This is a genomic window from Paenibacillus sp. YAE3 (genome assembly GCF_057546105.1).
Map to the genome: position 1 here is coordinate 22,943 of NZ_BAAIYF010000009.1, position 25,182 is coordinate 48,124.

A 25,182-nucleotide genomic window follows, 5' to 3' on the forward strand; every position below is an offset into this window, starting at 1 on the left:
CGGTCACTTTAAGATATCATAACAGATTTTGCGACGGTTCGTAAAAAAGAGGTTTGACAATTTGACAAGTTCAGCGATATCATAGGCATTGCATAAAGGCTTTCAATGATTATACGAACACGATGACAGGGACAAGTAAGCAAAGGCGGCATAACCTTCAGAAAGCCGGTGGTTGATGCGAACCGGTGGGGCCGATTTTGCCGAATGGACCCTTGAGTGCCGAGTTGAACGGAAGCAGTAAGCTTCCCGCGTAGGCCGGCCGGCTTATTCCACGTTAAGGAATCGAAAGGCTTCCAGAACATGGGTTTTGCGTACGCTTCGTATGCATGATCGTTTTCATGCTGGCGGCAAAAAAGGGTGGCACCACGGTCTCACGTCCCTTGCGGGCGATGGGGCCTTTTTTGCATACACATCAATTAACATTTGGAGGGATATTTCATGAAAAAGGTACTTTCCGGCATTCAGCCGAGCGGCAAGCTGACGCTGGGCAACTATATCGGCGCCATGAAAAACTTCGTCAAGCTGCAAAACGACTACGCCTGCAATTTCATGGTCGTCGACCTGCATGCGATCACGGTTCCTCAGGAACCGGCGGCGCTTCGCGAGCAGTCTGAGGCGGTAGCGGCCTTGTTCATCGCCGCGGGCATCGATCCCGATAAAGCCAACGTATATATGCAGTCCCATGTACCGCCGCACGCGGAGCTGGGATGGATTCTGACGACGCTCACTTCGATGGGCGAGCTCGAACGCATGACGCAATTCAAGGACAAGGCTGCCGGAAAAGATTCGGTCGGGGCCGGTCTGTTCGTGTACCCGTCGCTTATGGCGGCCGACATTTTGGTGTACAATGCGGATCTGGTGCCCGTCGGCGAAGACCAGAAGCAGCATCTGGAGCTGACCCGCGATTTGGCGGGACGGTTCAACCACCGCTTCGGCGAATATTTTACGATTCCCGAGCCGTATATTCCGGAAGTGGGCGCACGCATCATGTCATTGGACGACGCTTCGAAAAAAATGAGCAAAAGCAACCCGAATCCGGGAAGTTATATCGCGCTTCTCGATACGCCGGATGAGATTCGCAAAAAAATCAGCCGCGCGACGACCGATTCGGGCAGAGAGGTCCGTTTCGACCCTGCCGAAAAACCCGAAATCAGCAACCTGATGAGCATTTACGCGGAATGTTCGGGCATGTCGATCGCCGAGATCCAAAACAAATACGAAGGGCAAATGTACGGCGGATTTAAAAAGGATTTGGCCGAGGCGGTCGTTTCCGTGATTGAACCGCTGCAAAAGCGATACTACGAAATCCGGGAGTCCGGCGAGCTTCACGATATCCTTCAAAGAGGCGCCGAAAAAGCAACGGAAACCGCATCGCGCACGCTTTCGGACGTGAAAGAGCGGATGGGCTTCCTGCTGCCGAAAAAATAAACGGGTTTACGCTTCGTTGGAACGGTTCTTTTTGGCCTTGACCACAAAACCCCAGCCGATGTTGCAGATGGCCAGCACGCCTAACAATAGGGCGATCCATCCGTTATAGCTTATGGCAATGGCGCAGGCACCCAAAAGGAAAATGGACGAGCATGCAAACCAAAGGGACAAACCTTTACTCATGTAAAAAACCTCCAGACAAGATATGAATTCTGTTCTGTATAACTCTTAAAGACGGTGACATACTAAGCTTGCAAGTTCGTTACTCACTTGAGGATATTGCAAAGATCCGAACGGGACTTTGGACGGGAGCTGGCTTGAGCGATGTGCTTGTGCCAGATTCGGCGCCTGAAGGGAGCCGTTGCCGGATGTTTGCAAATTCCGAACTCACATGCAGAATAGAAGGGAGATTTTTATTATGGGTCAATCTCGTTCTAACAATCTGGTCGTTCCGCAAGCAAGAACAGCTTTGCAGCAAATGAAAATGGAAGCTGCGCGCGAGCTGGGGGTTCAAATTCCCCAGGACGGTTACTACGGTAACATGACCTCCCGCGAAACAGGTTCCCTTGGAGGATATATTACCAAGCGTCTGGTCCAGTTGGCCGAACAATCGTTGCAAGGCCGTCAATAATCCGACTTGTCCCAGGCCCGAAGCGCATGAAGCGTTTCGGGCCTTTTTAACGTGGCTCTGCGAAAGATCGCTTTAAGCAATGCAACCCCCTGCTTGCGGTGAAGGCGATTCCTACGCGCGAAAACGCTCTTACGGTGATTCTCTCGTACCGAAAAGCATTCGTCAAGCCGAAATCGGGAAGACGCATAAAAAGCCGCCCCCTAAAAAGGAAGCAGCTTCGCGTTAATCCACGGGCATCAGCCCGAATTGATGGACAGTCTTTTATCCATTTTTTTGGCGCTGAGCCATCCAACGTACGTGTTGATCGGTTGATACTGTTTATCCATGACCAAAACGGCCACGAACGGATATTGCTTGCGGTGGCGGTAACGCACGTCGGCCCAGCGGACGACGTAACCCCAAGGCAGGTTTTCGACTTCGGCCACGGCAAACGAGGTGAAGTAAAGAAACGCCTGGACGTCGGGATGACGCTTGGAATGCTCGACGGCCGGATGCTGCTCGGTGCGGGCGTGTTTTCGCCACTCCAGCTCATTTCCGTTCAGCACCCCGATTTCGTAGCTGCCGTCTTTTAAAGCTTTGACGACATGCCATTTATGGAAAGTGACGGTCGGGATGACGTAATAGCGGTCGCCTTCTTGGCGGGAAGCATCGAGACGTTTGACCTCGGCCGTTTTCATGGAATGGACGATGGTTCGCCATACGTAATACAGGGCCGTCAAAATGTATAATCCCGTGAACAGGGGAGCGGGCTGCATCGCTCCCGTGCTCCACAGCAGCACGGCCGCGGCATGCGTCGAAAAAATAAACGGATCGAAAATATGGATAATGTTCCAGGATATCCAGCGTTCCGAGAACGGGCGTGCGGCTTGCGTACCGTACGTATTGAACAAATCGCTGAACACGTGAACGCAAACGGCGATTCCGGTCCAGAGAATGATATGCCCTGCCGGCACGCTCCTGAACAACATCGCCAAAATGCCGCTGATCAGCGCGGTCCAAATGACGAGAAAAGGAAGCGAATGCGTAATGCCCCGGTGGTTTTTCACGTAGAGGGCATTGCTCTTGACGCGCAAAAGCCCGTCGAAGTCGGGGGCCTGGGAGCCGATGACCGTGCCGAGAAGCACCGCGGTGGCGAGCATGGGGCTGCCGGCGACGGCGGGATCGACGTAAGCGAGTCCGGCCAAACTGAGACCCATGACAAAATGTGTGGCTGTATCCATCTCCATGTCTCCTTCTTGTTGTTCTTATTTCCATTGTAACAAAACCTGAAAATGCATTCCTGCCCCGACGGGGCCATTCGTGTGACCATTTTGCGAATAGTGCAATTTTCTTCCTTATAATAGTTACTACCCACTTTTGGATGAATATATAAGGGTTTGACCATACTAATTTGTGTCACCGAATTGTCAAAAAGGTGAAAGAATTTGCAGAGGATTGTCAAACACTTTTGCCTTTTGATATGATAAACTTTATAGCGGAGGCTTCAATTCCTCCAGAACGACAGAATAAGGAGGATTCTAAAGGCGTGGACAATCATTTAAGTTACCAGGCTCCTTCGGATTCCGCGACCCTTTCCATCAAGCAAACGCCGCCGAATTCATCGGCTACATGGAAAGATTTCATTACACTTACAAAACCCGGGATTATCCGGTCTAATTTAATTGCTGTTTTTGCAGGCTACTGGCTTGCCTCCCAGTGGGACATTCAATTCGGGAAATTGATCCTCACGCTGCTGGGAACGGTGCTCGTGATGGCCTCCGCCTGTGTATATAACAATTATTTTGATCGAGAACTCGATATGAAAATGGAACGCACACGGAACCGTACGCTTCCAGCCGGTCGCCTGAAGCCCTCGATTGTGTTATGGTATGCATTTATCCTGGGGGTCCTTGGACTGGCGGATCTTTTTATTTTTTCGGGAGTTCTTGCCGGTATTTTCGGGCTCGTCGGCATGTTCGTATATGCGATCGTGTATACCATGTGGCTGAAACGCTCATCGACATGGAGCACGTCGATCGGCGCCATCTCCGGCGCGATGCCTCCGGTCATCGGCTACGTCGCCGTGACGCAGAGCGTCGATCTCGGAGCTTTTCTTCTGTTTGCATTGCTCTTTCTGTGGCAGCCGCCGCATTTCTGGGCGCTTGGCATTCGCCGCGTTGAAGAATACAGAGCCGCGGGTTATCCGCTTTTGCCTGTAGTCAAAGGCATCAAAAGAACCAAAATCCAGATCATTCCGTATCTGGCGCTGCTCGTTCCCATTCCGATCCTGATGTATGTGTTTGGTTATACCGGCATTTATTTCGCGATTATCGGAACGCTGCTTTCGCTCTTCTGGCTGTATCTCAGCATCAAAGGTTTGACGGCTAAAGACGACGACGCTTGGGCGAAAAAATTGTTTATCTTTTCGATCAATTTTTTGACGTTGAGCCTGATCGTCATGATTTTGAATACCGTTCATTAACCAATATATAACCGGACAAATCCCATGGATGCATGGGATTTTTTCTGGAAAGCCTTCAATTTCCGACAACATCGAATATGGCCCGGGACGGCAGGGGAAAGGATTGGAATCAGGTAGAAGCTTTCGGGCGTCTACCTGAATTTATAATAACCGTTTGCTTCAAGTTGGCGGACAGCTTGCGAACGGATCGTGGGAGGAAAAATGGAACATGTTGAAACGCTATAAATGGACATGGATTCTGCTGGCGATCATCGTCATTTTGGCGGGATATTTGGTTTATGCCGGTACGGGGATCGGGAAATCCAAGCTGCCGGTTCTCGGGGAAGTCGAGGATTTTTCCTTCGAAAACGTGGACGGCAAAACGGTAACCCGCGACGACACCAAAGGAAAAGTCCGGCTGTTTTATTTCTTTTACACCAGCTGCCCGGACGTATGCCCCGTAACGACGTTCCTGCTCTCCCAGACGCAGAAGCAGCTGATTAAAGACGGAACGTTCGGCAAGGATGCGGAATTCGTATCGATCTCCTTCGATCCAAAAGTGGATACGCGGGAAAAGATCAAAGAGTTTGCGGATAAATTTTACGTCGATTACAACGGATGGTATTTCCTGCGAGGGGAAGACCAAAAAATCAGGGATGTCGCCGAAAAGTCGTTTAAAATCGCGATCGTAGGCGACAACAAGGACAACTTCGCCCACTCCAACATCATCGCTTTGGTGGACCGCGACAATAAGGTGCGCAAGCTGTACAACGCCAATGACACCGATAACGTCACTGCGGAAGCGCTGGCCAAAGACGTCGAGGAGCTGGCGAAGCAATAAAAAGCATACACGGGCAATCGAAAGCGCCGTTCATTCACCTAGAGGTTCTAGGTTGAGTCGAAAGGCGCTTTTTTACGTGCATGAACGAAGAAGTGACCGTCACGGAATCGGAGGAAGGTCCGGGTAAATGATGAATTCTTCAAGTCCCGCTTTTTCAAGCTGGGCAACCAGGTATTCGTCCGGCGTACCCTCGACCCCGGGATAACCTCGCCTCGTATAAATATGTCCCGCATCGGGAAACGCGTCGCGGAGCACGCCGCGGATTTTTTTGCCCGAGCTGTCGTTATCCATAAAAAGATAAACCTCTTCGTCCTTGATTTCTTTGCGCAGCGATTCGAGTTTGTTGGAATTGAGCGTGCCGAAGGTGCACACAATCCGGACGTCCTCGTGAAGCAAACGGCGGAGCTTGCTGCGGTCGTTTTTGCCCTCGACGATAATGTAAATGGCCATGAGTTCACCTCGGGTAAGGAGAGACGCTGCCGTCTCCTATCGAAATTCCCCGGGAAATGTTGAAAACAAACATCGTCCCCGGTTTCCTTTAGTGTAGCTCTTTTCATGGCCGTCATGCAAAAAATAAGACGACCGGCCTTGGCAGGCAGATCGTCTATTCAGGTTTTCCCTAAACTAACACCAGAAGGCGCGCAAAATGATGACCAGCAAGATAAAGAGCACCAGAACCACTCCGACATTGCTGCCTACGCAAGGCGAAACGACCGGTGCAGTCGCTACTGGAGCAACCGGCGCTACGGGACCGCAGCCGCAGTGTCCCAAATGATGACCCATACCTATCACCCCGCTCTCGTTTATGTCGCATGACACAATGTATCCTATGTGGGTATAAGGCATAAGTTTTGTGCAATGGCCCATTCGCCCTGATTTAGGTTTTTACCCATATGGGATGATCGCTCATGAAGCCGGCGTCTGCTTCGCGTTCGGATACAGCAGGGAACCGGGCTTGCGGCTCGTCGGGATCATCATCAGCCCGAGCATCAATAGGGCAAACGCAATAAAATACGGCGACACGAAGTCGCGAAGCTGCCCCGCCGCGATGGGCCCGATAAAAGAGCCGATCGACATGGCGATGGACTGCAGCGAAAAAACCCGGCCGAGCTTGCTGCCGCCGCTCAATTGAATAAACAGCGAGGCCATGGCGGGGAAAATGATCCCCTTTGCGGTTCCAAGGATAAACAGCGTCACCGTAAGCGGTATGCTCTGAAAGGCTGCCAGGCCATAAAAGCAAAGCGCCAGCAGGAAAATGCCGCCCAAGACTCTTTTGAAGGGGGAGTACCGGTTGACGAAAAGCATGCTGAGCGTCAATAACGCGCCGATGCTCATGACGGAAAACAGAATGCCCGTCGACATAATACCGTCCATGCCGGTGGCCCGCAGCGGAAGCTCGAAAAACAGAATTCCCTGCGAGCATGAGATAACGAACGGCAGAATATATATGCGCCAGGGGACCTGGAATTTAGTGGTCTGGGAAACTTGGTCGTCTATTTCCGGCGTATTGCCGGAAGGGCGAACCGCTGTTTGCAGCGTCCGCGGAAGGCTGAACATGGCCATGATGCCGGTAGCGATCAGAAGCCAGCCAAGCCCCTGGAACGTAGCCGAATACCCGGCTTTGGCAACGATAAACGCCCCTGCTGCGGGGGACACGACGGAAGCTAACGTGTGCACGACGCCGTGGCCGGACATGAATTTGCCCTGGACGACTTTATCCGAAGAAAGCGAGGCGAGCAGCGCAAGGCAGGCAGGGGAAAGAAAGGCAAGCACGAAACCGCTGACCGACCGGAGCGCCAGCAGCTGCCACGGGTAATGAACGTAAGATTGGAGCAGCAGCACGATGCCGGCCGACACGAGACTGAATATGATATAACGTCGGCTGCCATGTTTGTCGATCACGGTGCCTGCGATCAGATTGCCGGGCAAATGCGTCAAGGCGTAGATGCCCATCATCCAGCCGATAAAAACGGGCGCCGCCCCGAGGGACACGGCAAACGGCGTTAGTATGGGGTATTGGGCATGGAGATCGAAAAAAGCGAGAAACAAAAACATGTACAGCCAAATGGCGGTTTTCACTTGAGGCAGCTCCTTTCCGGCGGAAGACAAGTCATAATATACCTTTACGCTTGTACGTCCCGTATTAGACCCGAATTTTCGGGTGGTGCCCGCAGCAGCGTTCGCAGCTTGAGGGAGCAGCATGAGGGCGGGCTGACAGGCCCTGTTCCGATCATGTATAATAAGAACGTCTTTATTCTGATACCAAGCTTTAGCTGATGGGAGTGAATGTGAATGAATACGCAGGTATGGTCCGATTTCTTACAGCAAAACTGGCTGGTAATCCTTATTGCTCTCATTGTGCTGTTCGTGGTCCTGAATCTGGTGAAGACCATGGTCAAATGGGCGATTGCCGCCATCATCGTCGTGGCCTTGGTGGTGTACAGCGGCGTTTCCCTCGATCAAATCAAGGACGTGGTGAATGACATGAAGACGGAAACCGTGGATACGCTTAAAAGCGAAGCCACGAACCTCATGATGAAGGAAGCGAAAGAGGCAAAATATACATCGGATGCGGCTGGAAACTTTACGATCACGACCCCCAACCTGGAATTGAAAGGCCAGAAGGGGAAGGAAAAGGTGGAGGTTTCGCTGCGCGGCGTTTCGCTTGGCGAGTGGAAGATCAGCGATACGGTCAAGTCGTTTATCGAGGAATCGAAGAACAACACCAATGTCACTGCGAAATAAAACAAGAAAACAATCATCGTACCAGGGCATGTCGTGGAGGGAGGTTGTCTGATGGTAGAAACATGGATCCAGAGCTTGCGGGAGTTTAACGCGGTTTCGATTTTTTTGCTGCTGATCCTGCTGGTTTCGCTGCTTCAAGGCTGGCGGCGGGGAGCGTCGCGCTCGGCCGGAAGACTCCTCTCCCTGCTGCGGGAGGGAGTTTTTATTTTAGTGGCCTTGGTGCTGTCGGTGCCGTTTACCTTATGGGCATCGCCCAAGGTGCAGGAATGGCTTACGGAATATTCGAGCACGATCCCGAACCGCGATTTGAGCGTGTGGGAGCAGATCTATTATACGTTGATGTCGTCGATGGCCGAGTTTCCGCTGCTGCGGTTTGCGGTACTGTTCATGCTCAGCTACAGCATCATCCGTTTGTTGATGCGCTGGCTGACGGTGCTCGTATTCGGCGGCAAAGACGCTTTGTTTGTGCCGGGGACGCGCCAGTCCTCGTCGCTGTTCAGCCGATTGTCGGGCGCGGCGCTCGGTCTTCTGATCGGAGCGGGACGCTGCATCGTCGTCGTGGCGCTGCTGTTCGTGTTTGCTACGCTGTACCCCGACTCTTCTTTTACCCGTTACGTGGAGGCCTCGCCGATTTATCAGGAAGGCGCCAAGCGGGTCATTGAGCCGTTATCCGGCAATTTGGTGAAGGACAAGCTGCCGGTATTTACGAAGGCGGTGGAAAAAGAGCTTAGCGGCATCATGCAGCGCAAATACGAGGTCATCGACCATGCGATTCCGGACGATATCGATGCGGCCGCCGCCGAAATCGTCAAAGGCGCCAAAACCGATGAAGACAAGGCGAGACGGCTGTATGACTGGGTCGGGACCCGGGTGCAGTACGATTACGGCAAGGTCGACGATTACGAGCAAAAAGGCATTTGGCATGAACAGACGCCGCAGGATACGTTCGATACGAAAAAAGGGGTATGCATCGACTATGCCCGCCTGTATGCGATGATGGCCCGGTCGCAAGGATTGCAGGTCCGGGTCGTCACCGGGCAGGGGTATAACGGACAAGGCGGGTATGGTCCGCATGCCTGGAACGAAGTCTACTTGAGCGAGCAAAAAAAATGGGTTCCGCTGGATCCGACGTGGGCGCAAAGCGGCAACTGGTTTAATCCGCCGAATTTTGCGGCGACCCATATCCGGGACGGCATTCTGTCATAATCCGGATGCTGCCCAAAAAATTAGGAGCTGTACCGATCGGCCATCACATGGCGCGGACAGCTCCTTTTTCTTTTGCTATGGTTGGCTCGAAGCGGCTCTTTTCTGGCGGGACTCATGTCCGGGACATGCCCTCAAGCAAAGGGCACATTTCCGGCGGAATGCCGCTGCGCCTGCAAACGTCCTCGGCGGTTTCATCCTGACGTATGGCGACCCCTGCGGTCAACAGCAGGACGGCAAACCGGTTGGCCTGCCGCTCCAACTTGCCCGGCGCAAAATAGGAATGCTCCTCCAGGAAAAAACGGTTAATCCCCTTATGCAGCCGGTCATGGCCCAGTTCATGCGCGCAAACGAATCGCTGCCACTCGGGGGAAAGCTGGTTGTGTATGACGATAAACCGCCTTCGCAGCTTGCGGTAATACAGTCCCTTGGTCGATTTGCCAAGGTCGGTATAACGGATCTGTATGCCAAGCGCACGCGCAAGCTCGAAGGGACAGCTTGTTTTGTATTTGCGGGTTAATTTTCGAATGATCTCGTCCACCATATTCACCTGCTTTGTCGTTTAGTCGTAAGTTGGCAGCGTGTGGAGGAGCTATTTTCCATCCGGCGTTCCGTTTGGTTTTTTCTTTCTTTTGTTCATTTGCTTGGCTTCCCAGAACAACCCGGTCAATACGTCCTTGATCCGCTGCCGGTCCTCCTCGTCCAGGGGAATTCCGTCGAACATCAGCTCGCCGTCTTCTTCCAGCATTTTTTTGAAATCGCGTTTGTCTTTGTACGTGGCCCACTCCGGCGCCTGAGCGGCATCGTGAGCAGTCCCGCTTCCCTCCAAATATCCCGCGGCCGTCATCAGCTCCCCGTAGGAAACGCCCAGGGCATCGGCCAGCTTGCGGATGGTGGGGGCTTTGGGCACGCCGCGTACGCCGTTTTCCATCCGCGAAATTTGCGAGTTGCTGATTCCCGCGGTTTCCGCCAGCTGGTTGATCGACATGCCCTTTTGTTCGCGAAGTTTTCTTAACAGCATTCCGAATTCGTTTTCCACGAGTATGTCCACTCCTTTGCATCCATCAGGACCTGTGCAAAATTCGAACGGCTTGTGGAAGCGCGGCGTTTTTGCAGATCCTCTATTAAGAACTTACGTTCCCGCATACTACTATAACGTCTTGTTGCCAAAAGGTAAAGAAAAAGGCGGATTTCATGCCAAAAGGTATAAAAGAGGAGGGATAACCACCCGTTTTCTTCGATTTTGCCGGTTTACGGCTTGTACCAAAAAGTGGTATGTTAACATCATTATACGAACAAAAATGCGAACACGCTACAACTATTTACTATTTTAATCTTGAAGGAGTGCATATTCATGGAACAATTTCTGCCGGAGCTGGACCGCCGCAAAACGCAAACCGCGATCGAGGCTTTGTTCGAAAAATATCGCATTTATAAAACGATCACCTTCGAAGCCAGGGAAGCAAGCATTACCGCTTCGTATACCGAACGCTTCCACGGACCGACGAACGTCACTTCCGACCAGACCGCGCAAATCGCCGTTTACAACGTGGACGTGCCTGCGGCCCGCAGGGCGTACTGCGAAACGATCGAATCCGTCGTGGACCGGCTGGGGGAACGGGAACGGCTGATCATCCGCGAGCGGTACATGAAGCAGGACGATGTGTTCGATTATAAGGTGTACAACTACATTTTGGATCCGCCGGTCAGCAAGGACACGTACACGAAAATCCGGACCCGGGCGTTTTATAAGCTGGCGCTGGCCTTCGCCGATTTGGGGCTGCTTAAGCTTGACGGGCTGCAAAAGCGGGTGACGGTGGGCTAGATTTTAGATTTGTGAAGGCAAACCATTCGCATGAACGGTTCAGGTCGCTGCGGCTGGGCGCCACCTAGTATGAATCGGCAGAATGGAGTCTGTTGAAGAAGCCGTGGAAACGCTGAGGAACAGGCGAGTTAAGCTGTGGTAGATACGGGCGTAGAGACCCGTGGAAATAAAAGTAGCTGCAATTGTTGAAGCAGCCGTGGAAGCAATCGAGAGGCTAGTTGTAGAAGCAATTGTAGAAGCAATCGTAGAAGCGATCGTGAAATCAGTCGCAGTAACCGCCGTGAAACAGTCGTGGCTCCATCCTCGGACGTACTGACTGCATCGCACGAACAACTCTAACGGTTGCAGCCGCCGTTATTGAGGGTAAATTGGCTCCATTTGTTTTTTAACGGATACAGTTGAGGCTATTTCTTGAAAAAGCTCATTTTTGGAAGTGTTTCGGAGCAAATAAGCACAGTGATAACCGTTAGAATATTAAACGGGCCTTTCTTACCTACTTAGCGGTTGTGAGGTCCGTTAGAATATCGTTGAGGCTATGATTGAAAGGATAGGGGAGAGACCCCTGTCCTTTTTTTATTTCCAAATATCAAATCATCTATTAACGGTGTGCAGACCTCGATATATAGAGAAAAAATACGAACATACATTCGTACTTTTTTCATCCGACAATACGTCTGAAACCGTCCAATTCGGCGTCAGCGCATCCGTTTGAGGGGTGTAAGATTGTATCATCGGAAATGAAATCAAGAGAACAACCGAAGACGCTAACAGTCGATGTTCAAGCCGGCCCATGTGGCCGGTTTTTGATTGGCGGTGAAATTCTCTTGGCTCATGTCCGGTGCGAATGTTGGCAGAAAGGAGGAGCCGCAAATGCAAAAGCAAGCGGTGCTTGCAGGCATGAACAGCCTTAGGGAACGAGGGGCGCTACGGCAGCCCCCGGTATGAAGGCGGCGCTCAAGCAAGCGATCGCGGAGGTCGTGCCAGCGCTGAAAGACAGGCTGTACGACGTGCAGCCCCCGGCTGACGGTGCAGCGGAGCCCTACGGGGTGATCGCGTTCGGCGAGGAAATCTGGAAATCGGCCTGGGCGGGATACCGGCAGGTAATCCGGCTTAAGCTTTACGCAGGCAACGCAGGCCTGGATCAAGCAGATCAGTGGGCGGAATCGCTTGTCGGCGGGCTGCACCGGAAGCGGGTGGCCTATCCGGATGCAGCGCCGTTTACGCTGGTTTACCTGGGAGCGCGGGAAGCCGAAAGGCTGGAACCAACGACGGGCAAAGCGGTTCGGACGCTGCGGTTTGGCGTGTATGTTCCGGAAGCGGGGTCCGGGAGCCCGGGGGCCGGGCCGGATGAATGGTTAAGCGCGCTGGCCGGCTGGACCGGGAAAAGGTTAGGCGAGCCGTGGACGGTATACCAAACGTCGTGGCCTTCCGGACCGGACGACCATGCCGTGCTGTGGCGGATGACGGGCTGCGAGACAAAAATGGCGGGGGCGTCGCTTTACGAGGTCCGCAAACATTTTGCAGGGCATATCGCCGCGCCGAATTCCGACGTAGAGCAGCAGGCGGCCGTTTCGCTCATCGAAGGCTTGGGAACTCAGGTGCAGCTGCCTTTGAGCACCGACCAGCGCAGGTACATGTCCGTTACGGAAGCGTCGGCCGACTTGAACGCGGATGCGTTTTTGGATGGGCAGGTGAAACTGACGCTGGTGCAGCGTCGGATGCGGCCGGCCGAAGAGGCGGCGCTGATCCGCAGGGTAGAGATTCATCCTATTTTGAAATGAGGTGTTTGGCATGGCGGTTAAAAAAACGGCGCAAACCGAAGGAACAGCCAGTGAACCGCGTTACATGCTTTCGGAGCTGACGGATCGATCCAAAGATTTGTTTGGCGTTCAGGAAGAAGTGATGGCGGGTGCCTTTTATGGCGAAGGGGACAAGACGTTTTCAGTGGCGGAAGCAAAAGCAAAAATCGAACAATTCATGAAAGCGAAGGTGGATTAATTATGGCAGGCGGAACATGGGAAAACACGAATAAACCGGTATTGCCGGGATTGTATATGAATTTCAAGGCGGCGGCCGCTTCGGCGATCCAGGGCGGTTCCCGCGGCACGGTGCTCGTGCCGGTGAAGGCAAATTGGGGGCCAGTGCGCGAGTTCGTGGAAATCGGAAGCGAAACGGCTATTGGCCAGGTGTACTCGACGGACGCAGCGGACGGCGCGACGGCGTACAAGTCGCTGTATCTCGCGTTGCTGGGCGGACCGAAAAAGCTGGTCGCTTACCGTCTCGCGGATGATACCGCGGCGCAAGCCAGCCTGACGCTGCAAACGGGGGATGCCACGCCGCAAGACGCGCTGCAGCTGCAGGCGAAATATCCGGGAAGCCGCGGCAACGGCTTTACCGTAACCATTCAGCCGGCGCTTGGCGAGCCGAATGCGAAGGAACTTCGCCTGTACGAGGGTGCCAAACTGCTCGGAACTTACAAGGGAGCCGACGGCACGGCCGCCTCGATCGCCGAACAGATCAACAAGGATAACAGCAATGCCTGGATTACGGCCAAAGTGCTGGGGCAAGGCGGAACGCCTGCCGACGTGAGCGGCGCTGCCTTTACGGGAGGCGCCAGCGGCAACGGCAGACTGACGAATGCCGACTACATCGCCATGCAGGAAGCGGCGGAAGGCCAGGATTTTGACGTGCTGGCGCTCGATTACGCCGCCGATATGGCGCTGCTGCAAAGCTTTGCGGCATGGATCAAGCGGATGCGCCGCGAGGGCAGGGGCGTTATGGCTGTCTTTGGCGGTTCGGCTGCGGACGATACGGCCAAGGATGCCGTTAAGCTCGCTGCATCCCGATCGCTGGCGCTCAATCATGAAGGCATCATCAATGTGGGCACGGGCGTGCGCCTCGCCGGGACGGATTACAGCTCCGCGCACACGGCGGCTTACGTTGCGGGCCTTATTGCCGGGCAGCGGCTGAACCAGTCCGCGACGTATGCGGTGACGCCTTTTGAAGACGTGACCCGCCGCTGGACCCGTTCCGAGCAGGAGGAAGCGGTGAAAAACGGCGTGTTCCTGCTCTTTTACGACGGCCGCCAGGTTAAAGCGCTGCGCGGCATCAACAGCTTGGTGACGCCTGCCGAAGGCCAAAACAACGCCTGGAAAAAAATCCGCTCCATCCGCGTCATGGACGCGATCAACGCCGACCTTCAGCTTGCCGCCGAGCAATCGTATATCGGCAAGGTGAACAACACCGAGGAAGGCCGTTTGGCGCTCATCGGCGCCGTGAAGGAGTATTTGGCCCAGCTGTCTTTGAGCAGCGTCATCGAACCGAACGGTTACGACGTCATTTTGGACCCGGCTTATTACGGCGACAGCGCCGTGAACACGCCGGAGCCGGATCAGGTGTTCCTGCAGTGGAACGTGAAGCTGACCGACGTGATGGAGCAGCTGTTCGGAACGTTTTACGTGCAATAAGGACGGTTTTGGATTCAACAGGCTGAATGATTCAGCGGATTAAACAAATAATTCATGAACTTTTAAAATACGGGGAGGAAAAAACAATGTTGGATGCTTCAAGAGTCATTATGGGGACGTATGGCCAGGCCTATATCGACGGGGTATGGCAAACGCATATTAACAAGCTGGAAGCGAGCGTGGAGATCGAAAAGAAAGAGCTGAACCTGGTCGGCCGGGACTGGAAGGTGCATAAAAACGGCGCCAAAAAGGGCAGCGGCACGATGAGCGGCTACAAAGTCACGTCGGACATGATTCAGCGCGGGTTCTCCAAGTTCGACATTATCTCCAAGCTCGACGATCCGGAGTCTTTCGGGCATGAGCGCGTGCGCCTGATCAACTGCATGCCGGACAAAATCCAGCTTGCCAACTGGACGGCCGGCGAAGAGGTGCAGGAAGAGACGCCGTTTACGTTTGAAGGCTACGAGCTGCTCGATCCGATCGTCGGCAACTAAGGCATTTTTCGAAACCAGGGAAAAGGAGAATGAGACATGAGCGTACATGAGCATATGACGGAGGAGCAAATTTTGGACAGCCTGTTCGAGGCTGCGGAAAAATTGCCTGAAGCGACCGTCCGCATCAAACGGCTGGACATGAACATCGTGCTGCACGGGCTCACTTCGAGCAAGGTGGACAGCATCCGCGAGCGCTGCATGATCCGCCGGACGGTGAAAGGTTCGGTGGAAGAGAAGGTGGACAGCGAAACGTTTAACGCCTTGCTGATCGCGGAAGCGACCGGAAAGCTGGAAGTGAAGGGCTTGGCCCTGAACGGCTGGGGCGATCCGCGGATTACGAGCCGCATGAAGCTGTCCGGCGGGGAGCAGGCGGTGCGCCGCATGCTGCTGGCAGGCGAATTGGACGCCGTCGGCGACAAGGTGCTGGAGCTGTCCGGCTTCGGCGTCGACATCGATGACGTAAAAAACTAATCCGCTCCGGGGGAATGACGACGATGCTGTATCATCTGTGGGTACGGCATCACCTTCGTCCCGGAGATTTCTGGCGGCTGCCGCGCGGCGAGCGCCTGCTTCTGATCGCTTTTGCGGAAGAAGAGATGGACCGCCTGGCAGCCCAAATTTTGGACCGATGAGGAGGTGACATAGAGATGGCTGAAACGATGAATTATCGGATGAACCTGGTCATCGACCCGAAAAACGTCATCAAAGCCAACCGCGAGCTGCGGGCCATGGAGCGTTACTTCGAGCGCATCCAGGGCCGCGTCCTGAGAATCGGCCGAACCCGTATGGCTCCCGAGATCGTGCTGAAGGACCGGGCCTCGAAAGGGCTGGACAACCTGCTGCGCAAGCTGCAGCGGGTACGGTCGGAGGTGGTGAATGCTTCGGGGACGGTCAATTTAAACATCAAGCAGGCTTCAGGGCAGACTGATTTCTCGTTGGTCGTTCAAGCTCTTCAAGGAAATACGATAGCTTTGCAGGATTTAACGAAGGCACTTGGGGCGTTACAAATTGGAGGTGTGGCCCCGGCTGCCCCAGAAGCCCCCGAGAAACCGAGAACTTTTTGGGATAAAACGAAAGACGGTTTTGGTGCTATTAAAACGTTTGGAGGCGGTGTGAAAAGCGCTGCTGAGATACCTGGGAAAGGCAAGGCAGTTAAAGACGCTTGGAAAGGAATAGTTAACGGAGTACAGCAGTCAATGCCAAGGCGCCAAAGAATGTTAAATACCACAAAAGCGCTAGGTGACTTAGTTTCAACGTTTGGATCGGCTGGTGCCGATCTAATAGGGGGAACTCAAGGTTTATGGAAGTCCGGTAAAGAGTTAGTTGGTGGAGGAAGCGGTATTGCTTCAAAAGCTATATCTTTTGTAGGTTCTGCTGCTAGTGAAATCGGAAAAGGTAATCTGGGTGCTATGGCAAGCGGGCTTATAAAAGGAGGACTCAAGAAGTTACCAGGGCCGCTTGGTCTTGTTGGTGATGTTATGTCTATCGCTTCCGCCAAACCGGGTAAAGAGCGTTCACAAGCGATCGGCTCGGCCGCAGGGGGTACTATAGGTTCTGTCGTTGGTGGTGCTCTGGGGACATTAATACCTATCCCAGGGGTAGGAACAGCCGTAGGTTCCATGGTCGGCGGTGCGGTCGGAGATTTTGTCGGCGGTAAAATCGGGGGCTTTATAGCCGATAGCGCTCCAAAAATCAAAGAAGCATATGATGGGGTTACGAGTTGGTTCTCCAAAAATATTTTAGGTAAAAAGGACAAGCCAAAAGACAAAGAGGACGTTGCCAAGAAACCTGACGTCATTACTGCACCGTACAATCCAGAAAAGAAACCTGACGTCATTACTGCACCGTACAATCCAGAAAAGAAACCTGTATTGCAGAATGCTCCTTACAACCCATATAATCCACCGTCAGTGCGTACAGCTCCGTTAATTCAAAACCGGACCTTACCACCTTATCCACCGTCCTCTCCGTACTACCAAAGTTATCAAATGGGTATGGGGATGACTTCACCACAGAACATGAACATGGCTGGGCCCGGCCCCCGCATGCAGTCTGCAGTGACAAACAACGCTACTTCGGCAGGCGGAAAAATGCCGCAGGTTGTCCAGATCAGTCCGGAGCAGTTGACGACGTTGTCGGGATTTTTGCGGGACATGAAAACCGAAACGACGACCCAATACAACCTGCCGCCAGGTGCGGTACAGGTGACGGTTCACGAGGAATATCCGGTCGATGTCGAAGGTATTATCCAGCAAGTCGGCCAGCGTTTGCGGGCGGAATTCGCGAAGGCGACGCAAAATCGAAAACCGCAGTCTATGGCGCTTGCTTAAAGCGAAGTTGCAGGGTGGTACACTGGTTAATTTTTTGCTGAAAGGAGGAAGGCGGAAGCAATGGAATTTTTGCTGAGGGACGGCAAAGGGAAAGACTTTCTATTTCCGGTCAATCCGGAAGAGGTTACGATCTCAAGGCAAAAGGGTCTGGATACGGTGAATATTTTGTCATCCGGGGAATTTGATTTTCCGCAGGGAGATAAGGTGAAGGAAATTTCCTTCGCCTCTTTTTTTCCTAAAACATTCGATGGATCCTTTTGCCGAGGAAGTAAGGACGATCTGCCTGAACCGCAGACGGCGATGAATAAGCTGAATGAATTTTTGGCGTTAAAGACGCCATTGCGTTTTATTATTTCAGAAACAGCCGTGAATGTGCCGGTATTTGTGGCTTCGCATAATTCCACTTTTCGCGGGGGTGAGCCGGGGGACGTATATTTTGAAATTACGCTCCGGACCTGGAGGGAACTGAAGGTGGCCAAAATCGCCGGCGGCAGCCAGGGAAAGACAGCTACTGCCAACAAAAAGCCGCGCGTCGACCTGAAAGAAAAAAGCAAAACTTACGTCGTCAAACCGGGAGATTCCCTATCCAAAATCGCAAAACTGGAGCTTGGAAACAGTTCGGCCTGGAATAAAATCTATCAGCTGAACAAAAAGATCATCGGCAGTAACCCGAATGCGATCAAACCCGGACAGAAGCTGGTGCTGCCATGAGCTACAAGGTGATTTTGCAGAACAAATATGATTTGACTCCGCTGGTGGAGGCTATCAATCTGCGGGATTCGCTAGAGCAGGTCGCCTATCAAGCTACGGTGAATCTGGTCGTCTCGCCGGATATGCCGCCGATCTCGCCGGGCATGTCCATTCGGATCAGCGGCGTTCCTTACGGCAAAACGAATTACGTGCCGCTGTTGAATCCCGGCGTTGTTTGGGAAGTGGAGACCTCGAACAACGGAATTAAACGGATGACGCTGACCATTTATGACCGCACGATCTATTTGGACAAGTCCGAGGATGAATACTTGTTTCCGGCGAAACAGACAGCATCCCAACGTTTCAAAAAATATGCTTCCGATTGGAATTTAAAAATCGCAAAGCTGCCGGATACCAAAAAAGAGCTCGGACGTTCCGTCTACCGGACGCAGTCTATCTATGCCAGCATGTTCGCCGACCTCAGGGAGACGGCCAAAGCCGGCGGAAAGCTGTATCATCCGCGGATGATTTCATCCGGGCTTGAGCTGTATGAGCTCGGGACCAACCCGGAGGTATACATTCTTGAACATGTTACGGATACGACCCAATCCCGGACGTTGGAGGGAGCGGCTACCCAGGTGAAGGTACTTGCAACGACAGCCAGCGAATCCGGGCAAGAGGTTCCGTCCAAAGTGATGGCGATCGCCAAGAAGGACATCGACAAATATGGCCAGCTCCAGGCGATTATCCAGGACGATGAAGTCAAATCGCAAGCAGCGGCGAAAGAGTTGGCCAAAAGCAAACTGCGTGGAATCTCGCAGACGATTTCCGTCAACGCGCCCGACATCAACACGATACGTGCCGGGGACGCAGTTTTGCTGGGCAGCATGAGGCTCATCGTCATTTCAGTCAGCAGGGAACTGGGGAATCCGGGAAGCATGTCGCTTGAGCTGGGCACTTACGATGACGTGAAAAGGAGGTTTTATCTTGAATAAAGATCCTTACGGACAGCTGGCGTCAGCGCTTTATTCTTCTGTCGGCAAACATACGAGGCAGGCGCTTGGCGGCGTGGGAGCCGTTCTTGGTACGATTACCGGAACCGGTTTGAAGCTGGATGATTTTAAACACGAGTTTCAGGACTTTATGGTCGCGGAGCTGCCGGGTGTATTGGCTGTTCCGGGTTCTGTCATGGCAGGGACACCCATGTTGGACGTACGGTCGGCAGGGGACCCTAAGCAGGAGGAAACTTCTTCGGATGAAACCGAAATTGAAGATGCTCGTCTTAGCTTGGCCTTAAAGCCTGGGGATCGTGTGCTGGCGGTTCGGGTGAATGGTGGGAATGATGTGGTGGTCGTATGCAAGGTGGTGAGCGGGCATGGCTAATTTGTTTCCGGAGACGGAGGACATGGTCTGGGAGGATGCGACAGAGCCGGAGACGTATGAAGGAAGCGGGGCCGTGTTCGGCCGCAGCTGGAAGTTCGATTTTGACGCAGGCGAATTTGTCATGTCGCCGACCCGTAAAATGGCCGTGGCCGATGAAAAAGAGGCTTGGGTGCTTTGGTGCGAAAAAGCGATCCGAACGCCGCGTTACCGCCATCTCATCTATTCCCGTGATTATGGCAGCGAGCTGGAGGAACTGATCGGCAGCGGCAACCGGGCGATTCAGGAAAGCGAAATCCGGCGTATGGTGTCCGAAACGCTGCTAGCGGATGCTCGAACGCAAAACGTGGACCAGTTTGTTTTCGAGTGGGAAGGGGAAAGCTGTCGTTTCACCTGCCGGATTACGAATATCCGCGATGAAGAAGCCGTATTGGAAGGGAGTGTGGGATAATGGCGGATTTGCCGCTTTATTTGCAAGATCAAACCGAAGACGAAATCATGCAGCGCATGCTGAGCCGGGTGCCCGCGGATATCGATAAATCCGAGGGCTCTTTTATTTGGGACGCGCAGGCGCCCGTGGCGTTTATGCTGTCCGAAGCGGCGATATGGGCGCAGCAGGTGCTGGAGCGGGGCTTTGCCCGGACTACATTCGGAGAATATTTGGATATGCGGGCGGAGGAGCATGGGGTGACGCGCCGTCAAGCGGTGGCCGCTACCGGAACGGTTAAGTTTAAGGGGACGCCCGGAAAGCAGATCCCTTCCGGAATCGTGGTCGCAACGCCGGCTGACGAAATTTCCGGGGAACCGAGCATTGAATACAAAACGACTGCGGAAGTAACGCTGGACGGTAATGGCGAAGGGATCGCTCAAGTGACAGCGGTTGTGCCCGGCAAAGCCGGCAACGTGCCCGCGGGCGTCATCGAAATCATCTCGGCACCGGTTACCGGCGTAGTGTCGGTGACAAATCCGGAAGCGATCAAAGGCGGCGCGGATGTGGAGTCCGATGAATCCTTGCTGGAGCGCTTTTATACCCGGGTTCGCAACCAGGGGACAAGCGGCAACAAAGCCCAATACATTCAATGGGCGAATGAGGTCGCCGGCGTAGGCGGGGTTCAGGTCAAGCCCTTGTGGAAAGGACCGGGCACGGTCGGTATTTATTTGCTGGATATGGATAAACGCGCCGCAAGTCCGGCGATTGTACAAGCCGCTCAAGACTATATCGATCCGACGATGGACGGTCAAGGAGAAGGGCAAGCGCCAGCCGGGCCGATCGTCACCGTCATGGCGGCCGAGGAGGTGCCTATTCATATCTCGGTTCAGCTCACGCTGGCGGCCGACGCAACGATCGAACAAGTAAAGGAACAGGTAGAGAAGGGGGTTACTGCGTATCTTAGGCAGCTTGCTTTTGCAGATCCGCTCGTTCGTTACACCCGGATCGCTGCGGTGCTGCTGGATATTCCTCCGATTATCGACTACTCGAATCTTACCGTCAATGACCAGTCGGACACCAATATTCAGATCAACCCCGGTCAGGTGGCCGTATTGGGGACGGTGACGCTGAATGGCTGATTTTACGATCGCTAGTCCGAGAGGCGCCGAGCTCTTTTCTTATTTGCCTGCCTATTACGAGTCTTCCCGAGTCATGCAGGCTGACTTGAATGCAAAGGGGACGGAGATGGATGCCTTATACACGGCCCTGAACCAAACGCTTGATCAGTTTTTTGTCCGGACGGCCACATGGGGACTGGATCGATGGGAGTATGAGCTTGGAATCGAAACGGATCGTACTAAACCGATCGAACAGCGGCGTTCCTTAGTAGAATCAAAGCTGCGCGGAGCAGGCAAGTTCTCAGGGCGTCTGGTCAAAAACGTTGCGGAGGCCTATGACGGCGGAAAAGTGGATGTTTCTTTTCAACCTGCCGAATGGGGTTTTACGATCAAATTCGTTGATACGATCGGGATTCCCCCGAATCTGGAGGATCTCAAATCCGTAGTCGAAGAAGTGAAGCCCGCGCATCTGACTGTAAAATACGAATTCAGTTATTTGCTCATCCGGGACATTGAAGGCGTTATGACCCTAGATCAAATGGAACAAACGCCATTATCCAAATTTGCAGGAGGTGCTTGAAATGGCGAGTAATACGCCTAATCTTGGTTTGTTAAAAAAAGATCCGGTAGCTGATGGGAATGAGACGTTTAATATTCAAACGATGCTGAATGATAACTGGGATAAGATCGATGAAGCTGTGGGGAATATTAAAGTTCCTGATGCTTCTTTGACGGAAAAGGGGATTACGCAACTATCTAGTGCTACAAATAGTACGTCTGAGAGTATGGCTGCGACACCGAAGGCGGTAAAGGCGGCTTATGATCGAGGGAGTGCGGGCGTTTCGGCGGCTGCGGCTGCGCAGGCTATAGCGGATGCTGCCATACCAAAAGCGATTCCGGATACGCGGAACGTCCCAACAAAGCCGAGCGACTACAGTAAAAGCATCGCGTACTCTTTTAAATCAGGGGCAACCGTCGGACTTCCCGCAGAACAATTCGTTGTTATTCACGGCTTTAAGGGCTGGAATGATGACAGCGGCGGCGTCACTCATGAATACGCTTCGGGCGGAACGACCGGAGGGATGTATCACCGTACAGGAACGGTTTCAAATAATGCCTGGGGACCGTGGATGCAGATTATTGATAACGGAGCCCCTTGGCAAAAACGAAAATTGACCGAAGAAAACGGACATTGCATCAATGTCAACAATGGCAACGCAAATAACTTAACTTCTACAGGTTTTTATGTAGGAGAGAACATAGCAAACGCTCCGACAACAGCACCTGGAGCGTGGTGGTATATCGAAGTGCAAGCGATGTCATCAGATTCATGGGTTGTACAAATTGCCAGAGATCTGTTTGTTCAATCCGGATCTTATAGAACGAGAATTATGTACAATGGTTCATGGGGACCTTGGTCTGACGACCTTTTTCAATCTGTCGCTAATGGGAAAACCAGTATCGCTTCCGCCATTAGCGGCAAGGGAGTTCCAGCATCAGGAAGTGATTCATTTCCAACACTGGCGGCCAAGATCGGGCAGATCAGTACGGGAATTAAGGTTGCGAGGTTCGACAACCCAAATGGAGGTGCTTTAACCGGGACTATTGCAAACTTGCCGTTTGTGCCTAAGATCATTTTAATTAACGTACATCATCGAGGCAATAGAGACTCCTACGGCGTGGAAGCTGACTCCTATATGCTGGGGTACAATCTTGACGGTACACTTTATAAAAGTCCCTACCAAGATCAAGACGCTTATGGCGGATCTACCGGAGCGCCAAGGGCGGCCAGTGCGCCGTATTTTACGGATAATAATGGCCTTGTGTTTGGATCAAACTTTGTTAACTACAGTTTAACAAGTATAAATGGGACCACACTCAGTGAGGTATTAAAAATTTTAGTGTTTGGAGTGTAAAGGAGGCGTGACCGTGAATAAGATTGAACCACTTGGGCGCCGGTTTTTCTGGGTCAAGAAAACTGGTAATATCGTTGCGCAGCGACAGGAGATGGCTCAAGGTGTCGAATCGACAAAAGAAGAGGACTTCGAGGTCTACATCGAACTGAAAGGCTACGATCCTGAAGCAATTGAAATGACTACCTTCGAGCCCGGACAATATGCTGAGGATTTTAAGCAGGCAAAGAGTTGGAGATTTGACCCGGAGACCGGGCAGATTCTTTTTAGCTATCCTGACCCCAGCGATCCGGCCCCTGAGCAGCCGATACACCAAAGACCTCTTACGGACCAAGTTGAGGAATTAAAACAAGCCGTCGCCGAGCTGACAATGCTTCTAGCCGCAACGCCTTCGGCGTAACTGAAAGGAAGTGAATGATCATGCAATTTACCAAGGACAACGGGCTTGTAAAGATTTGGGTAAGCTTGGTTATGGCAGGGACTTATAAGATCGAGCAAGTGCCGCAGCTTTACAACCTTAAAGAGGTCGTTTCGGAAGCCATAAACGGAACACCAGTATAACCCAACGCCACATAGGCGTTTTTATTTTGCCCTCGGAGCTCCCGGGGGCAATTCACCTTCACGAAAGGAGGAATCGATGATGGACTTCGCAGCGATCACTGCTCTCTTATCGGTGTGCGGGGTAATCAGCGGTATTATTATCGGCTGGTCGGGAAGGACCCGCGCAGTCAGGCAGGATACAAAAGAAGAAGCCCGATCGGATGCCATGGCTCGCGCCGACATCGAGTACATTAAGCGCGGCATTGAGGACATCAAGCATGAACAACGGGCCCAAGGAAAGCGGTTCGACGAGCTGGCCGAACGTGTTACGCGCCTGGAAGAATCCCAGAAATCGATGCAAAAACGAGTAGACCATTTTGAAAAAGCAAAAGGGAGAGTTTGAATTTTGGATAAAGCCAAATACAAGATCGAGCGTCGATATATCGGCGTTCGCCATAACACAAGGCCTGGACTCCGATTAACAACCGGAACCCCGGCCTTTTTTGTTGCCCATGACACCGGAAATCCGGGGGCTACGGCAGATAACCATTACACGTATTTCAATAACCTTAAGGACCGTTCTGCTTCCGCGCAGGTTTTTATCGACGACACAAAGATTTTGGAGATCATTCCGACCGGGACCGGACCTGATCCGGCGGAAAAAGCCTGGCATGTGATTTATAACGTCACGACAGACAACGAACGTTTCGGCTACGACGCCAACGATGCTGCTTTGGGCATTGAGCTTTGTTATGGCGGCAAGATCAGCTTCGTGGAGGCTTACAAACGGTTCGTATGGTATTTGGCGTATTGCTGTGACAAGTGGGGCAAAAATCCCTCCACTTATATCGTGAGCCACAAACAGCTTGATCCAGCCCGTAAGAGCGATTGCGAACAAGCCTTGTTTGCAGGCAATAAAACCTTCAAGGATTTAATCCTGGACGTGGGTGCTGAGTTGGCGGCTCCGATCGCTGCACCTGATTTTGAACCTTTACCCGCTGCTATCGCTCAATCGCTGATCCGCTACTATATACAACCAGCGTGGTTTTCCTCTCATAACTTCGGGGATGAAGCAGGGAAAACCCATTTCCATAACTTGGCCAATAATCTTCGTTTGGCTGCAGGGATAGCACTGGAAGCGGGAAAGGCAGCCCAACCGCTTACCCGATTGCCGAAAAGCAACGCGCAGGAGATTATTTTCCGTTGGCTTTCGCCGGCATGGTTTCAGGCTAAAGCTGCTGGAGACCGGACGGCTATGAATCATTACCATAACTTGGCGAATAATTTGCGGCGCGCCGCGGGTATTCCGGAAGAATAAGAGAGGAGAATCGACATGGAAAATGAAGTATTGGATCATGTGCTAGCATTTGCCTCCGTTTTGGCGGTGTTTGTTCTGTCGCTAGTCCAACTTGTTAAAAGCGCGGTAAACGTGCCGAAGAATATCGTACCGGTCGTTGGCCTGATTATCGGCTTCATCATCGGTGCGGCAGCCTATCCTTTTACGGAGTTAGGACTGGTGCTCAGGATCTGGGCAGGAGGAATTGCCGGGCTGTCCGCTACAGGCTTGTTTGAATTGGCATTTAACCGCCGAAGTGGTGGCACGAAGGAATGAACTGCTCTATTTGTCATAGCACGCTTTTAAGAGTGTCGGCATAAAAAGCCGCTGACCTTATGGATCGGCGGCTTTTAACTAAGTTTGGTTTTTTA

33 protein-coding genes are annotated in these 25,182 nt (G+C 52.7%); 26 read left to right on the plus strand and 7 right to left on the minus strand.

The features are described from left to right. Positions 1-438 precede the first annotated feature (438 nt). A complete protein-coding gene (gene trpS / locus AC27KL_RS17860) occupies positions 439-1,428 on the plus strand; it encodes a tryptophan--tRNA ligase (protein WP_339322319.1) in 990 nt (329 codons plus the stop codon). A gap of 6 nt (positions 1,429-1,434) precedes the next feature. Here trpS and AC27KL_RS17865 read toward each other — a convergent pair whose 3' ends face one another. Continuing rightward, the gene (locus AC27KL_RS17865; RefSeq protein ID WP_487170529.1) at positions 1,435-1,611 is read right to left on the minus strand and encodes a hypothetical protein; all 177 of its coding nucleotides are present in this window, start codon (positions 1,609-1,611) and stop codon (positions 1,435-1,437) included. Positions 1,612-1,846: 235 nt separating this feature from the next. On the opposite strand from AC27KL_RS17865, the gene AC27KL_RS17870 reads away from it, so the two are divergent. Further along, entirely contained in the window at positions 1,847-2,059 is a 213-nt protein-coding gene (locus AC27KL_RS17870) for an alpha/beta-type small acid-soluble spore protein (protein ID WP_036708971.1), read from the plus strand. A 236-nt stretch (positions 2,060-2,295) separates the two neighbouring features. On the opposite strand, the gene AC27KL_RS17875 is transcribed toward AC27KL_RS17870, so the two are convergent. Further along, positions 2,296-3,279 carry a metal-dependent hydrolase gene (locus tag AC27KL_RS17875; protein WP_212950154.1) on the minus strand — a complete coding sequence of 328 codons (984 nt, stop codon included), beginning with the start codon at positions 3,277-3,279 and terminating at the stop codon, positions 2,296-2,298. 305 nt (positions 3,280-3,584) lie between these two features. Here AC27KL_RS17875 and cyoE point away from each other — a divergent pair, with 305 nt between their 5' ends. Together cyoE and AC27KL_RS17885 are read left to right on the plus strand one after the other, a co-directional pair. Next, complete coding sequence (cyoE, locus tag AC27KL_RS17880) at positions 3,585-4,520, plus strand: heme o synthase (RefSeq protein WP_212950156.1); 936 nt, start codon at positions 3,585-3,587, stop codon at positions 4,518-4,520. A gap of 208 nt (positions 4,521-4,728) precedes the next feature. Next, positions 4,729-5,340, plus strand: coding sequence for an SCO family protein (locus tag AC27KL_RS17885; RefSeq protein WP_036708978.1), 612 nt, complete (start codon positions 4,729-4,731; stop codon positions 5,338-5,340). Positions 5,341-5,439: 99 nt separating this feature from the next. On the opposite strand, the gene AC27KL_RS17890 is transcribed toward AC27KL_RS17885, so the two are convergent. From AC27KL_RS17890 to AC27KL_RS17900, 3 genes are all read right to left on the minus strand, one after another. Next, positions 5,440-5,790, minus strand: a complete 351-nt coding sequence (locus AC27KL_RS17890; RefSeq protein ID WP_036708982.1) for a toprim domain-containing protein — start codon at positions 5,788-5,790, stop codon at positions 5,440-5,442. Between the two features lie 174 nt (positions 5,791-5,964). Beyond that, positions 5,965-6,123 (minus strand): hypothetical protein, encoded by a 159-nt coding sequence (locus tag AC27KL_RS17895; RefSeq protein ID WP_156124547.1) that lies wholly within the window; start codon positions 6,121-6,123, stop codon positions 5,965-5,967. A gap of 123 nt (positions 6,124-6,246) precedes the next feature. Next, the gene (locus AC27KL_RS17900) at positions 6,247-7,419 is read right to left on the minus strand and encodes an MFS transporter (RefSeq protein ID WP_487170530.1); all 1,173 of its coding nucleotides are present in this window, start codon (positions 7,417-7,419) and stop codon (positions 6,247-6,249) included. Positions 7,420-7,632: 213 nt separating this feature from the next. Between AC27KL_RS17900 and AC27KL_RS17905 the strand changes: the two genes are divergently transcribed. Beyond that, positions 7,633-8,085, plus strand: a complete 453-nt coding sequence (locus tag AC27KL_RS17905) for a hypothetical protein (RefSeq protein ID WP_487170531.1) — start codon at positions 7,633-7,635, stop codon at positions 8,083-8,085. Positions 8,086-8,136: 51 nt separating this feature from the next. Beyond that, the gene (locus tag AC27KL_RS17910) at positions 8,137-9,291 is read left to right on the plus strand and encodes a transglutaminase domain-containing protein (RefSeq protein WP_339322315.1); all 1,155 of its coding nucleotides are present in this window, start codon (positions 8,137-8,139) and stop codon (positions 9,289-9,291) included. Between the two features lie 112 nt (positions 9,292-9,403). Here the strand turns inward: AC27KL_RS17910 and AC27KL_RS17915 are convergent, their stop codons facing one another. Both AC27KL_RS17915 and AC27KL_RS17920 read right to left on the minus strand, forming a co-directional pair. Beyond that, positions 9,404-9,829: an ImmA/IrrE family metallo-endopeptidase gene (locus AC27KL_RS17915; RefSeq protein WP_197069946.1), complete on the minus strand. Its 426-nt coding sequence runs from the start codon at positions 9,827-9,829 to the stop codon at positions 9,404-9,406. 51 nt (positions 9,830-9,880) lie between these two features. Next, positions 9,881-10,309, minus strand: a complete 429-nt coding sequence (locus tag AC27KL_RS17920; RefSeq protein WP_445164824.1) for a helix-turn-helix domain-containing protein — start codon at positions 10,307-10,309, stop codon at positions 9,881-9,883. 333 nt (positions 10,310-10,642) lie between these two features. Between AC27KL_RS17920 and AC27KL_RS17925 the strand changes: the two genes are divergently transcribed. From AC27KL_RS17925 to AC27KL_RS18020, 20 genes are all read left to right on the plus strand, one after another. Then, positions 10,643-11,113 (plus strand): ArpU family phage packaging/lysis transcriptional regulator, encoded by a 471-nt coding sequence (locus AC27KL_RS17925; RefSeq protein WP_212950166.1) that lies wholly within the window; start codon positions 10,643-10,645, stop codon positions 11,111-11,113. 941 nt (positions 11,114-12,054) lie between these two features. After that, positions 12,055-12,894: a hypothetical protein gene (locus AC27KL_RS17930; RefSeq protein ID WP_487170532.1), complete on the plus strand. Its 840-nt coding sequence runs from the start codon at positions 12,055-12,057 to the stop codon at positions 12,892-12,894. A 10-nt stretch (positions 12,895-12,904) separates the two neighbouring features. Next, a complete protein-coding gene (locus tag AC27KL_RS17935) occupies positions 12,905-13,111 on the plus strand; it encodes a YqzN/YkzM domain-containing protein (RefSeq protein WP_339322311.1) in 207 nt (68 codons plus the stop codon). A 2-nt stretch (positions 13,112-13,113) separates the two neighbouring features. Next, a complete protein-coding gene (locus AC27KL_RS17940; RefSeq protein ID WP_487170533.1) occupies positions 13,114-14,580 on the plus strand; it encodes a phage tail sheath family protein in 1,467 nt (488 codons plus the stop codon). Between the two features lie 86 nt (positions 14,581-14,666). Further along, positions 14,667-15,074 carry a phage tail tube protein gene (locus tag AC27KL_RS17945; RefSeq protein ID WP_036709003.1) on the plus strand — a complete coding sequence of 136 codons (408 nt, stop codon included), beginning with the start codon at positions 14,667-14,669 and terminating at the stop codon, positions 15,072-15,074. A 36-nt stretch (positions 15,075-15,110) separates the two neighbouring features. Further along, positions 15,111-15,545: a phage tail assembly chaperone gene (locus AC27KL_RS17950; RefSeq protein WP_036709006.1), complete on the plus strand. Its 435-nt coding sequence runs from the start codon at positions 15,111-15,113 to the stop codon at positions 15,543-15,545. A 23-nt stretch (positions 15,546-15,568) separates the two neighbouring features. Beyond that, positions 15,569-15,706: a hypothetical protein gene (locus AC27KL_RS17955; RefSeq protein WP_201452216.1), complete on the plus strand. Its 138-nt coding sequence runs from the start codon at positions 15,569-15,571 to the stop codon at positions 15,704-15,706. A gap of 15 nt (positions 15,707-15,721) precedes the next feature. Next, positions 15,722-17,404 carry a hypothetical protein gene (locus AC27KL_RS17960; RefSeq protein WP_487170534.1) on the plus strand — a complete coding sequence of 561 codons (1,683 nt, stop codon included), beginning with the start codon at positions 15,722-15,724 and terminating at the stop codon, positions 17,402-17,404. Between the two features lie 60 nt (positions 17,405-17,464). Beyond that, on the plus strand, positions 17,465-18,115 hold the full coding sequence (locus AC27KL_RS17965; RefSeq protein WP_487170535.1) for a LysM peptidoglycan-binding domain-containing protein: 651 nt from the start codon (positions 17,465-17,467) through the stop codon (positions 18,113-18,115). Next, positions 18,112-19,089 carry an XkdQ/YqbQ family protein gene (locus tag AC27KL_RS17970; protein WP_487170536.1) on the plus strand — a complete coding sequence of 326 codons (978 nt, stop codon included), beginning with the start codon at positions 18,112-18,114 and terminating at the stop codon, positions 19,087-19,089. Before AC27KL_RS17965 ends, AC27KL_RS17970 begins: the two co-directional genes overlap by 4 nt. Then, positions 19,082-19,477: a hypothetical protein gene (locus AC27KL_RS17975; protein ID WP_487170537.1), complete on the plus strand. Its 396-nt coding sequence runs from the start codon at positions 19,082-19,084 to the stop codon at positions 19,475-19,477. The genes AC27KL_RS17970 and AC27KL_RS17975 overlap by 8 nt, the downstream gene beginning before the upstream one ends. Further along, on the plus strand, positions 19,470-19,925 hold the full coding sequence (locus AC27KL_RS17980; RefSeq protein ID WP_487170538.1) for a DUF2634 domain-containing protein: 456 nt from the start codon (positions 19,470-19,472) through the stop codon (positions 19,923-19,925). Before AC27KL_RS17975 ends, AC27KL_RS17980 begins: the two co-directional genes overlap by 8 nt. After that, the gene (locus AC27KL_RS17985) at positions 19,925-21,043 is read left to right on the plus strand and encodes a baseplate J/gp47 family protein (protein WP_487170539.1); all 1,119 of its coding nucleotides are present in this window, start codon (positions 19,925-19,927) and stop codon (positions 21,041-21,043) included. Before AC27KL_RS17980 ends, AC27KL_RS17985 begins: the two co-directional genes overlap by 1 nt. Next, positions 21,036-21,602, plus strand: coding sequence for a YmfQ family protein (locus tag AC27KL_RS17990; protein WP_487170540.1), 567 nt, complete (start codon positions 21,036-21,038; stop codon positions 21,600-21,602). Before AC27KL_RS17985 ends, AC27KL_RS17990 begins: the two co-directional genes overlap by 8 nt. A gap of 1 nt (position 21,603) precedes the next feature. Continuing rightward, complete coding sequence (locus tag AC27KL_RS17995) at positions 21,604-22,938, plus strand: pyocin knob domain-containing protein (protein WP_487170541.1); 1,335 nt, start codon at positions 21,604-21,606, stop codon at positions 22,936-22,938. Between the two features lie 13 nt (positions 22,939-22,951). Further along, positions 22,952-23,335, plus strand: a complete 384-nt coding sequence (locus AC27KL_RS18000) for a hypothetical protein (RefSeq protein ID WP_487170542.1) — start codon at positions 22,952-22,954, stop codon at positions 23,333-23,335. 20 nt (positions 23,336-23,355) lie between these two features. Continuing rightward, positions 23,356-23,496 (plus strand): CD1375 family protein, encoded by a 141-nt coding sequence (locus AC27KL_RS18005; protein ID WP_487170543.1) that lies wholly within the window; start codon positions 23,356-23,358, stop codon positions 23,494-23,496. A 79-nt stretch (positions 23,497-23,575) separates the two neighbouring features. Beyond that, positions 23,576-23,878, plus strand: coding sequence for a hypothetical protein (locus tag AC27KL_RS18010; protein ID WP_487170544.1), 303 nt, complete (start codon positions 23,576-23,578; stop codon positions 23,876-23,878). A 3-nt stretch (positions 23,879-23,881) separates the two neighbouring features. Next, complete coding sequence (locus AC27KL_RS18015; RefSeq protein ID WP_487170545.1) at positions 23,882-24,793, plus strand: peptidoglycan recognition protein family protein; 912 nt, start codon at positions 23,882-23,884, stop codon at positions 24,791-24,793. A gap of 15 nt (positions 24,794-24,808) precedes the next feature. After that, positions 24,809-25,087 carry a holin gene (locus AC27KL_RS18020; protein WP_339322299.1) on the plus strand — a complete coding sequence of 93 codons (279 nt, stop codon included), beginning with the start codon at positions 24,809-24,811 and terminating at the stop codon, positions 25,085-25,087. Positions 25,088-25,182: the final 95 nt, after the last annotated feature.

Bases quoted from the DNA above. Each gene is read 5' to 3' on its own strand.
- trpS (WP_339322319.1), top strand. From the start codon at position 439: ATGAAAAAGGTACTTTCCGGCATTCAGCCGAGCGGCAAGCTGACGCTG.
- AC27KL_RS17865 (WP_487170529.1), bottom strand. From the start codon at position 1,611: ATGAGTAAAGGTTTGTCCCTTTGGTTTGCATGCTCGTCCATTTTCCTT.
- AC27KL_RS17870 (WP_036708971.1), top strand. From the start codon at position 1,847: ATGGGTCAATCTCGTTCTAACAATCTGGTCGTTCCGCAAGCAAGAACA.
- AC27KL_RS17875 (WP_212950154.1), bottom strand. From the start codon at position 3,279: ATGGATACAGCCACACATTTTGTCATGGGTCTCAGTTTGGCCGGACTC.
- AC27KL_RS17885 (WP_036708978.1), top strand. From the start codon at position 4,729: ATGTTGAAACGCTATAAATGGACATGGATTCTGCTGGCGATCATCGTC.
- AC27KL_RS17890 (WP_036708982.1), bottom strand. From the start codon at position 5,790: ATGGCCATTTACATTATCGTCGAGGGCAAAAACGACCGCAGCAAGCTC.
- AC27KL_RS17895 (WP_156124547.1), bottom strand. From the start codon at position 6,123: ATGGGTCATCATTTGGGACACTGCGGCTGCGGTCCCGTAGCGCCGGTT.
- AC27KL_RS17905 (WP_487170531.1), top strand. From the start codon at position 7,633: ATGAATACGCAGGTATGGTCCGATTTCTTACAGCAAAACTGGCTGGTA.
- AC27KL_RS17910 (WP_339322315.1), top strand. From the start codon at position 8,137: ATGGTAGAAACATGGATCCAGAGCTTGCGGGAGTTTAACGCGGTTTCG.
- AC27KL_RS17920 (WP_445164824.1), bottom strand. From the start codon at position 10,309: ATGCTGTTAAGAAAACTTCGCGAACAAAAGGGCATGTCGATCAACCAG.
- AC27KL_RS17925 (WP_212950166.1), top strand. From the start codon at position 10,643: ATGGAACAATTTCTGCCGGAGCTGGACCGCCGCAAAACGCAAACCGCG.
- AC27KL_RS17930 (WP_487170532.1), top strand. From the start codon at position 12,055: ATGAAGGCGGCGCTCAAGCAAGCGATCGCGGAGGTCGTGCCAGCGCTG.
- AC27KL_RS17935 (WP_339322311.1), top strand. From the start codon at position 12,905: ATGGCGGTTAAAAAAACGGCGCAAACCGAAGGAACAGCCAGTGAACCG.
- AC27KL_RS17940 (WP_487170533.1), top strand. From the start codon at position 13,114: ATGGCAGGCGGAACATGGGAAAACACGAATAAACCGGTATTGCCGGGA.
- AC27KL_RS17945 (WP_036709003.1), top strand. From the start codon at position 14,667: ATGTTGGATGCTTCAAGAGTCATTATGGGGACGTATGGCCAGGCCTAT.
- AC27KL_RS17950 (WP_036709006.1), top strand. From the start codon at position 15,111: ATGAGCGTACATGAGCATATGACGGAGGAGCAAATTTTGGACAGCCTG.
- AC27KL_RS17955 (WP_201452216.1), top strand. From the start codon at position 15,569: ATGCTGTATCATCTGTGGGTACGGCATCACCTTCGTCCCGGAGATTTC.
- AC27KL_RS17960 (WP_487170534.1), top strand. From the start codon at position 15,722: ATGGCTGAAACGATGAATTATCGGATGAACCTGGTCATCGACCCGAAA.
- AC27KL_RS17965 (WP_487170535.1), top strand. From the start codon at position 17,465: ATGGAATTTTTGCTGAGGGACGGCAAAGGGAAAGACTTTCTATTTCCG.
- AC27KL_RS17970 (WP_487170536.1), top strand. From the start codon at position 18,112: ATGAGCTACAAGGTGATTTTGCAGAACAAATATGATTTGACTCCGCTG.
- AC27KL_RS17980 (WP_487170538.1), top strand. From the start codon at position 19,470: ATGGCTAATTTGTTTCCGGAGACGGAGGACATGGTCTGGGAGGATGCG.
- AC27KL_RS17985 (WP_487170539.1), top strand. From the start codon at position 19,925: ATGGCGGATTTGCCGCTTTATTTGCAAGATCAAACCGAAGACGAAATC.
- AC27KL_RS17990 (WP_487170540.1), top strand. From the start codon at position 21,036: ATGGCTGATTTTACGATCGCTAGTCCGAGAGGCGCCGAGCTCTTTTCT.
- AC27KL_RS17995 (WP_487170541.1), top strand. From the start codon at position 21,604: ATGGCGAGTAATACGCCTAATCTTGGTTTGTTAAAAAAAGATCCGGTA.
- AC27KL_RS18005 (WP_487170543.1), top strand. From the start codon at position 23,356: ATGCAATTTACCAAGGACAACGGGCTTGTAAAGATTTGGGTAAGCTTG.
- AC27KL_RS18010 (WP_487170544.1), top strand. From the start codon at position 23,576: ATGGACTTCGCAGCGATCACTGCTCTCTTATCGGTGTGCGGGGTAATC.
- AC27KL_RS18020 (WP_339322299.1), top strand. From the start codon at position 24,809: ATGGAAAATGAAGTATTGGATCATGTGCTAGCATTTGCCTCCGTTTTG.